Source organism: Paenibacillus chibensis (genome assembly GCF_004001045.1).
Lineage (GTDB): Bacteria > Bacillota > Bacilli > Paenibacillales > Paenibacillaceae > Paenibacillus_AQ > Paenibacillus_AQ chibensis.
On sequence record NZ_BIMK01000060.1, the window covers coordinates 1 to 9,089 of the forward strand.

Annotated in this window: 8 protein-coding genes; 3 read left to right on the top strand and 5 right to left on the bottom strand. The window is 40.1% G+C overall.

The genetic code is table 11. The features are described from left to right. The 4 genes from PCH05_RS26885 to PCH05_RS26900 form a co-directional block, all read right to left on the bottom strand. A partial coding sequence (locus PCH05_RS26885; RefSeq protein ID WP_127607779.1) for a type I restriction endonuclease subunit R occupies positions 1 to 2,437 on the bottom strand: 2,437 nt, incomplete at its 3' end. A 12-nt stretch (positions 2,438 to 2,449) separates the two neighbouring features. After that, entirely contained in the window at positions 2,450 to 3,658 is a 1,209-nt protein-coding gene (locus tag PCH05_RS26890; protein WP_218030549.1) for a restriction endonuclease subunit S, read from the bottom strand. Further along, positions 3,652 to 6,132, bottom strand: coding sequence for an HsdM family class I SAM-dependent methyltransferase (locus tag PCH05_RS26895; protein WP_127607783.1), 2,481 nt, complete (start codon positions 6,130 to 6,132; stop codon positions 3,652 to 3,654). Before PCH05_RS26895 ends, PCH05_RS26890 begins: the two co-directional genes overlap by 7 nt. Further along, the gene (locus tag PCH05_RS26900; RefSeq protein ID WP_127607785.1) at positions 6,122 to 6,358 is read right to left on the bottom strand and encodes a helix-turn-helix domain-containing protein; all 237 of its coding nucleotides are present in this window, start codon (positions 6,356 to 6,358) and stop codon (positions 6,122 to 6,124) included. Before PCH05_RS26900 ends, PCH05_RS26895 begins: the two co-directional genes overlap by 11 nt. Before the next feature lie 339 nt (positions 6,359 to 6,697). Here PCH05_RS26900 and radC point away from each other — a divergent pair, with 339 nt between their 5' ends. After that, positions 6,698 to 7,306, top strand: a complete 609-nt coding sequence (gene radC, locus PCH05_RS26905; RefSeq protein WP_127607787.1) for a RadC family protein — start codon at positions 6,698 to 6,700, stop codon at positions 7,304 to 7,306. A gap of 49 nt (positions 7,307 to 7,355) precedes the next feature. On the opposite strand, the gene PCH05_RS26910 is transcribed toward radC, so the two are convergent. Beyond that, positions 7,356 to 7,691: a helix-turn-helix domain-containing protein gene (locus tag PCH05_RS26910; protein WP_127607789.1), complete on the bottom strand. Its 336-nt coding sequence runs from the start codon at positions 7,689 to 7,691 to the stop codon at positions 7,356 to 7,358. Between the two features lie 366 nt (positions 7,692 to 8,057). On the opposite strand from PCH05_RS26910, the gene PCH05_RS27475 reads away from it, so the two are divergent. Beyond that, positions 8,058 to 8,201 carry a hypothetical protein gene (locus PCH05_RS27475; protein ID WP_164766817.1) on the top strand — a complete coding sequence of 48 codons (144 nt, stop codon included), beginning with the start codon at positions 8,058 to 8,060 and terminating at the stop codon, positions 8,199 to 8,201. A gap of 1 nt (position 8,202) precedes the next feature. Continuing rightward, complete coding sequence (locus PCH05_RS26920) at positions 8,203 to 9,021, top strand: stalk domain-containing protein (protein ID WP_164766818.1); 819 nt, start codon at positions 8,203 to 8,205, stop codon at positions 9,019 to 9,021. Positions 9,022 to 9,089: the final 68 nt, after the last annotated feature.

Here is a 9,089-nt window from a genome sequence, read left to right on the forward strand (position 1 = left end):
CCTCTTTATCATAAGCCTTTATTTGTTCCGAAGAATATCCATATCTTTCTTTTAATTCGCCTGACACCTCAGAAAAGGAACGCATAGCTTTAGCAGTAAGATCATATAGTTGCTCGCGTTTTGGCAAGTTTTCTTCAAGCTCATCTAAATCAAATGCCTCAGAATTTTTACCACAAAAATAATGAATATAATCAATTTCATCTTTTGGCACAGCAACCGGCTCGCAAAGGGCACGAAGAGCCTCTAACGCATCATCTAATTGACCCTTTGCTTTATCAAGGCGGTTATTGAGCAGACCCGACACATCCTCTTTATCGTAATTGTCGAAGGCTTCGGACGTGTAATCCTCCATCGCTTTTTCAAGTGAACCGAACAGGTCCTTATAGTCAATAATGTATCCGTAATCCTTATCCTCGCCATCAAGTCGATTTACACGACAAATTGCCTGAAACAGTGCATGATCCCGCATTGATCTATCAATGTAAAGATATGTAGCCGCTGGAGCATCAAATCCGGTCAATAACTTATCCACTACAATAAGTAGCTTCATCTGATCAGGCTGTTCAACAAACTTTTGCTTTACTTCCGCTTCAAAGGTATCCGCATCCTTGTCACCCAGCATCTTACGATAAATTTCGTACTGCTCCGCAGCTTCTGTTTCACCATCTTCGCCAACGGTTTCAGTTCTCAAATCACCTGGATTGGGTGAATAAGATGTCACAATGGCGCACTTCTTTAATCCACTATTCTGAAAAATCTCGTAGTATTTACACGCTTGATAAATACTACTAGCAACTAGCATGGCATTGCCCCTTCCATCCTCACGGAGACGCGGTTTGGTTTCCATGTCAAAGATAATATCAGATGCAATGACACCAAGCCTTGCTTTTGAACTGAATACCTTTTGCAAGTTCCCCCAGCGCTTTTTAAGCCGTGCTTTTGACACATTATTTAGTCCTCGTGTTTTAGACTCAAACCACGCATCAATTTTTTCCTGCGATGCGACATCCTGCTCCACTTCACGCGCCTCATAACGTAGGTCAAGAACAACCTTATCCCGAACAGCTTCATCAAACTTATATCTATGGATGTAAGGCCCGAAAATTTCAAGACTGGTTAATTTGTCTTTTGTCATCAATGGAGTGCCTGTAAAACCAATAAAAGTAGCATTTGGCAGAATGATGTTCATTGCTTTATGTAACCGACCGGATTGAGTACGGTGACACTCGTCAACAAATACATAAAAGTCACCTTTGGGAGAAAAATTTTGCGGTAGTGCTTGCTTCACTTCCTCGATAAAGCTTTCGTAATCACTTTGAGAAGCCTGACCACCGCGCCTACCAAACTTATGAATAAGCGAACACATCAATGACGGTGATGTGTCATTGATTTTATTCACCAGATCACGTCCACTCTTTGTGCGGACTATATTTTCGTCTACCCCTTTATAAATCCGCTCAATTTGTGTGTCCAACTCATCGCGGTCTGTAACAATCAGAATCCGGCTATCCGGAACGTTTTCCTTAATCCATTTGCTTAGCCATACCATCGTAAGGGACTTGCCTGAGCCTTGCGTGTGCCAGATAATACCACCCTCACGCCGCCTAATATAATCCTGTGCCGCCTTGATGCCGAAATACTGATTGGGACGACAGGTTTTCTTTGTTCCGCTATCGTAGACGATAAAGTTATGCAATATCTCAACAAAACGTTCTTTTGTACAAAGGGAAACCAGATTTTTATCCAATTTAATCGGGTTTTCTTCATTTCGTTCACGAATATACGCAGACACTTCATCCGTTGCATTTTCATCTTCACGCCATGAGAGAAAATATTTCTCAGGCGTACCAGTTACGCCATACCGAAGTCCTTCTGAGTCATTACCTGCCATTATCAGGCCGATTGTGGAGAAAAATGGCATGACAAACTCTTTGCGCTGGTTAGTAAGGTTTTGTCGTATCCCTTCAGACATGGATACTGTACTCCGTTTCAATTCAATCACAGCAAAAGCGATGCCATTAATATAGAGAACCAAATCTGGTCGCTTCTCCTGCTTGCCGATGTAGGTTACTTCCTCAGCTATGAAAAAATCATTCTCAAGAGGTTTATCCCAATTGACAAAATGGACGGTGGTTTTGTGCTGCCCCACAGATTCGCTGACCTTTGCTCCATAACGGAGCAAGGTATAGGTGGCTTTATTAAGGTCATACAGACTGACCTGCTGATTACCCACTGTGTTGGCAAGTTCACGGATCGCCCTGTCAATCAGAGTATCGGAATACCCTTGCCTCTGTAAAAAGATACGTAAATATTCCTCTTCAATATTGGAGTTGTTCCGACGGTCTGTGAAATCCCCCAGATAGGTATATCCCAATTCGTTTACAAAAAGTTTGATGACCCGCTCCTGTACCTTCTTTTCTCTATCACCGATACTCATACGGCTACCCTCCTAGTCGTGGGAACAGTTTTGATCTACACCGTTATTAACAAGCCTTATCCGCCCCGTGAGTAACTCCTGCATTATCCCCTGTTTGATGAGACGATATTTCTCCAACTGCTTTTCAAGGTGTTCAATTTCTACGTCCATATCCGAAAGAAGTGTCGCTATTGCAATTTGTTCCTCTACGCTTGGATAAAAACATTTACGCTTCTCTATAGTTTCTTTTGTCAGATGAAACATAGTTCCACCTTGAAGCTCATGAAGAATTTTTTGTACATCGAACATAAAGTAATAATATAAATAATGCTTATCAATCTTATTGCTACAAATCACTTTCCAAATATGATAGTGGAAAATGACCTTTTCTTCTTTCCAAAGTGCAGGTCCAAATGATGCCGACCAAGCATAAATTAAATCATTTTTATCACAGTATTGCGACTCAGGCAGTTCAAGATCAGAATAATACCAACTGTCGCTTGTGAATAAATTACCCAACCGCAAAACTCTGTATTTACCTCTACGCAAGAGTTCATCTTGACTAAATGCTCGTCCATTAATAAATTCACAAATAGTTTTGAATGGACTTTCAATCCATTCCCCACTAAACCCCGGCAGACGCCTTTTCCCAGTGAAAAGTTCATGCATAGCGCCCTGCTTGATGGCCTTTTTCTTCGCAATCAGCTTGTCAAGGGATGCAATCAGACTGTCCGCGTCCGAAAGGGCTTCAGCGATGGCAATTTGTTCTGCTTTCTCTGGAAGCGGTATTTCAATTGAGGAAAGTTGTCGCCCATTTGTCAAAGCCCGTGTTGTGTAAGTACATCCCGACATAATTGCATTACGGACTTCCGGAGTTGAGAAACAATATTTACAATAATTGATGTCCAGCCAATCATTTTTAGGCCGAGCACGAAGAACAAAGCCACTAAACACACATTCTTCAATATCATCAATCATAACATTCGAATAACCGACTTCTTCTGGTGTTTCGGAAGTTCGTGTAAAAAAGACATCGCCTTTTTTCACATCAAATCGCTTTATTTCTTCTTTTGTTAAATGTACTTTGCCTTTTAACTGCTTTTTATAAATTCCATTTCCACGATATACATCCATATAATTAATAATTGGAATACCATATCCAAAAAATGACTTCCCTTTATTTAAGCCATTTTTGAACTCCAATAAGTCACCTAACTTTACAATACTCCAGGTATTCACCATACAAACCCCATCCTTTTCAAATGAGATTTGACCTTGTTCTCTAACTCCGCAACCTCTGCCTCGCATTCGGGCAGGGTAAATTCATACCTTTCTACCAACTCGGTAATACGTGAATAAATCCGATGCGACACGGCAGAATGGATGGCGTCAATACCGTTGTAAATGGCACGTAACCATTTTTCTTCCACCAAGAGTTGTTTTATTTCCTCATCTGTCAGTTGCTCATATTTCTCTCGCGCTGCTATGTCCAACATAGTGGTAGCTTCCCTGATCAGTTTCTTGGCGTCCGATTCTATCCCAGATAAACGCAGATACTCCTGCAACGCTTCAAGCTCTGCCGTACTGTCAGTATCGTTTTGTATATCCTTTATGCGAGTTTTAATTGTGACAGCTTTCATATCGTTTAAAAATGAAAAGTATCCATCCTCGTTACTATTTTCTTCCACGAGTTCCTCAAGCTGCGCCGTGATGGTGTCAAGCTCACTCTGATGTTTTTGCAACGATTCCAGCTCGTCAGGATAGAAGTGTTTAATAATCAACGATTTCGGGATGATTTCCCCTTCATAGCTTTTAACCTTATCGGTTGTTTCCTCAATAGTTACTCCGTTGACCTTCTTCTTTTTCTTCACATATTCATAGGCGATTTTGCGGCCAACATCGTAGCCTTCAAAGCAAACAGCATATACATCGTCCTGCATGGTTTCTTCCCAATACTCCATAAGCTTTTGATAGATGTCGTAATTGTCAATTAAGGGGACATCAGAAAATGCTGATAGAAGCAACTCTGACAAATCCCGAATAACTGTCTTGGGATCATTCCCTTGTGTAAGTTGCATAAGTATAGGAGTGATGCAGTCTTTCCATGCCGTATAGGCATCATCTACCATATTGGCGTGGCTAATAAACTCCTCATGGGAGGTAATTATTGAAACAACATCATCCTTTTCAACCGCCGACTGAATATAACCGTGTCGCAACGGCTTGAACAACATATCCTTCATTGATGGATACACTGCCCAGTAATCAGCCATACTTTCAATATCGGTTTCAGGAATGCCGCCGTTCAAATGAGCATTGATGTCCTGCAAATCTTCCGGCTCGCTGCTGTCAATGTAACGGGGGATATTCAAATTGTATTCATTAGTTATTTTAATTTCATCATTGGGCACAAATCGTGAATACTTATCGATCTCTATCTGGTGTTTGAACACCGTTACAATCTTATGAATATCCTGCTCGCGTAAGCGATTTTTGTTCCCATCCTTGATATATCCTTCTGAGGCATCGATCATAAAGATACCCTGGCGCCCAGAGGCATCTTCTTTGTCGATTACGATGATGCAGGCAGGAATGCCTGTTCCGAAGAACAGGTTGGCAGGCAGACCAATAATACCCTTGATATATCCACGGTTAATAATTTCATTTCGGATGTCCGCCTCTGCATTACCGCGAAACAATACGCCGTGGGGCAAAATGATAGCCGCTTTACCCGTGGACTTCAGTGAGCGCAGTACATGCAGAAACCATGCATAGTCGCCATTCTTTTCAGGTGGAACCTTGTATCCATCAAAACGGCCATACTGCTCAGTTGCCTTATCTCCCTTAACGGTTATATTCATTCCATCCATCCAAGACTTGTCAGAAAATGGCGGATTCATAACGATATAATCGAAAGTTTTGAGAAGATTAGGATTACGTTCATCCTTGAAATGTGGATTTGCAAGTGTACTTTTGTTGCCCGCCACATCTGCGGTTCCCATATTGTGCAAAACAAAATTCATACGAGCAAGACCTGCTGTTTCTTTTGTTTTCTCCTGCCCAAAAATAGCGACGTTCGGAGTCCCATCAGCTTTCTTAGGAGCAGCATCTGCTGCTCGAATTAGCAGTGAGCCTGATCCGCACGCTGGATCGTAAAGTGTTTTGTCCGATCCTGTTGCCTTGTCAATCCCAATAACTTGTGCCATGATGCGAGAAACCTCACCAGGCGTGTAGAATTGCCCCTTGCTCTTTCCCGATTCTTTCGCGAAATTTTGCATAAGGAATTCATAAGCATCGCCAAGTATATCATCTCCACCGGCGCGATTATATCTAAAATCAAGTTCAGGCTTTTGAAAAATCGCTATTAAATCAGACAATTTATCTACAGCTTCTTTACCTGTACCAAATTCGTCACCATTAAAAAAGGCAATATCAATAATACCTTTCAGATTGTTAGCTGCTGCTAATGTTCCAATAACAGTATCAATGCCTTCACCAATATTTTTTGTCCCTTTTAGCTTTACTATATCATCGAAACTACCACCCGGTGGTACTTCGATATCCCACGAGTCATTGCTTTTGAAACGATCAGAAACATACTTGACGAACAGCAATGTCAATATATAATCTTTGTATCGCGCAGGCTCTACACCTCCGCGCAGTTTATCACATGCAGCCCATATTTGACTGTAGATTTCACTTTTCTTAATTGCCATAACCTTTATTTCTCTCCTCTGTCTCTCTCTGAAGCATGGCTTCTGCCTCTATGCCACACTGAGCACAAAAGGCATAGAATACAGACTTTGCCATCTTGTTCGGGTGGGTTTTTCCATTTTCCCATCTATTAACTGTTGAAAAACTGATTTTCAAGGCATGTGCCATTTCTTCTTGGCTCAGACCCAACTTTTCACGCGCATATTTTACAATCGAAGAAAATTCCACCTACCCTCACCTCAATCATATTATAGCATGTGACATAGCAGTTGTGTGCATATGTATCTTTCTACTATTATATCTGCACTTAATTAAGCTCTGTCGCATAAAGCTAAATCTCAATTCTATATTATATCCCTGAATATTACTTTAGGGAGATGATTTAAATGCCAGCTAACATAAGTCTATGAATCTATTGAAAATCCGTAAGTTCAAAAAAATGAAATCTATATTATATACTAATGACCTACTCAGATAGGCTTTCCTGGCGAGTAGTAATATGTATACGCCAGACACATTTTGTGTCTGGCTCTTTAATTTTCCAATCTATATCAGGAGGCAGATTTCATGGAGAAATATCGCAATGAGGAACTTAAAAGACTGGTTTCAGAGTCTTTACGGGAGCGTCCCAACAGTTACATTATTCAGCAGCTATTTGATCAATTTCCGACGACGGCTGAATTAATGGACGTGTCGGAGCAGCAGCTCATTAGCATAAAGGGTATTAGTATGGGCAAAGCCCGTCAATTGACAGCTATGTTAAAGCTAGCCAAAACCCTCACCGTCCCAACTTATGAGCAAACAACCATACGAAACCCTAAAGATGCATTCGCCTTACTTGAGCCTGATTTCAGATTTTTAACCAAGGAGCATTTCACTTGCTTATTCCTCAATACTAAAAACAAAGTGATATTCAAGGAGGTCATATCCATCGGCTCATTGAATACAGCAATCGTTCACCCCAGGGAAGTTTTTCGTGCCGCTATTAAACGGTGCAGTGCTTCTCTCATATGCGCACACAATCATCCCAGTGGAGACCCGGCTCCTTCATTGGAAGACATTAATCTGACTGAACGCCTCGTTAATGCTGGAGAAATTATAGGGATAGAAGTACTCGATCACGTAATAATAGGTGGGAATCAATATTATAGTTTAAAAGAACGCGGTCACATGTAAGTGACCGCGTTCTAAACTGTTTTTATGTAAAGGAATGGATTATCGGAATTCAGGATTTAATATCATCAAGATGCGAAAGCAGCAATTTTGCCATGTCCAGAACCATCTGCTTCTCCTTAATATTGCGACCCATCACAAGTTGTCTCATGTGATCTATAAAATGTTCATCATCTAACTTAACTGAATCTTGAAGCAAAAAATCCACTGTTATTCCAAGCTGGTTAACTAACTTAACTAGCGTCTCCAAGGACAAACTCCGTTCTCCTCTTTCTATTTGTCCTATATATGCTTCTGATACATCAATCTTCTCCGCCAACTTCTCTTGAGTAAGATTTAGTTTAAGTCTTTCTTCTCGTAAACGTCTACCGAGTTTAATGTATTCCAAATAAGTGCACCCCCTTTAGTTAAGGGTAGTTAATGTCCAAGAGATTATTAATTAACTATCAGTTGTTTTTATATTTACTGTTAGTACTATTTTAGCTATACTTGCTAATAGGAAAATTAGACCAGGTAAGTAGTCTTACCAGGAAAATGAAAGGAGGTGAGTAAATGGGAGAAAGAGCTATAGCGGCAGCAGGGAGAGTAGGTGTTGCTGGAACTGGCGCTCTTACAGGAGCAGCTATTGGAGCTGCAATTGGTACAGCAGCTTGCCCAGGAATCGGAACAGCTATGGGATATTTATTAGGTATTGGGATAGGTAGCTTAGGGGGGTTAAAGCTTACAAACAGATGGTTTAAATAGGAGGAAACACATGAACGAGAAATGGGAAAACATTAAAAGTTCAGCAAAGGATGCTATATGTCATACATTAAATAATCATTTCGATGTTATCAAAACAGCCAAAGACTTAAATAATTCATATGATAAAAAAACAAACGAGAATAAAGGTGAATAACGTGTTAAAAAAACTAATTAGTACCCTTTCCATTTTGGTAATATTATCATCCGGTTTAGATTTTCTTGATTCAGCACTGGCAGCAGATCTTCAAAATAAACGTATAATTCTTAAAGTTAATAATTCTGGAATGTTCGTTGATGATGCTGAATATTCTACTTTCATTGATCCTACAACATACGCCGCCCCTACTATTGTTAATAACAGAGTGCTTTTACCAATCAGCAATATTATTAAAGAACTCGGAGGTACAACAAGTTGGAATCCTTCTCAGAAAACGATCAACATTGCTCTCAACACAAATAAGATCATCCTTACTTTAAACAGTCAAAAAGCAATTATAAATGGAACTCAAATTAAACTTGATGTCGCTCCCACAACAATTTCAGGAAGAACTATGGTTCCACTGAGATTTGTAAGCGAACATTTAGGCCTACAACTCGTTTGGGATCAGAAAAATCAAGTTATAGCGCTCTATCAAGGAAACTTTGAAGATATCCCTTCTGATTACAGCAATTATTTTATCCCAGCTGCCTCAGATAATACAAATAATGATAATTCTCAGGATTATTCCAAACCGAACAGTGACAAACCAATTTCAAAAAACGGTATCTCAATTAAGGTCGGAGATCGTGTACAATTCAGTTTCTTCTATGGTGAGGTCAAAAAAATAGATGGTGCGCGTATTCTTGTTTTCTGGGATAGCAAGAATAACCTATGGTTAAAAGACAGCGATGCCGATTATTGGGCTGCACTGGCAGATATTAAATACAAGTCTAGTAGTTGGAGTGATGCAAGTGATTTAACAGTCGATAGATAATTTCATTAAAATTAAGGCCCTCATTTCATTGAGGGCCTTAATTTGTTGTATTTATTTCTGTAGTAATC

Bases quoted from the DNA above. Each gene is read 5' to 3' on its own strand.
- PCH05_RS26890 (WP_218030549.1), bottom strand. From the start codon at position 3,658: ATGGTGAATACCTGGAGTATTGTAAAGTTAGGTGACTTATTGGAGTTC.
- PCH05_RS27475 (WP_164766817.1), top strand. From the start codon at position 8,058: ATGAACGAGAAATGGGAAAACATTAAAAGTTCAGCAAAGGATGCTATA.
- PCH05_RS26895 (WP_127607783.1), bottom strand. From the start codon at position 6,132: ATGGCAATTAAGAAAAGTGAAATCTACAGTCAAATATGGGCTGCATGT.
- radC (WP_127607787.1), top strand. From the start codon at position 6,698: ATGGAGAAATATCGCAATGAGGAACTTAAAAGACTGGTTTCAGAGTCT.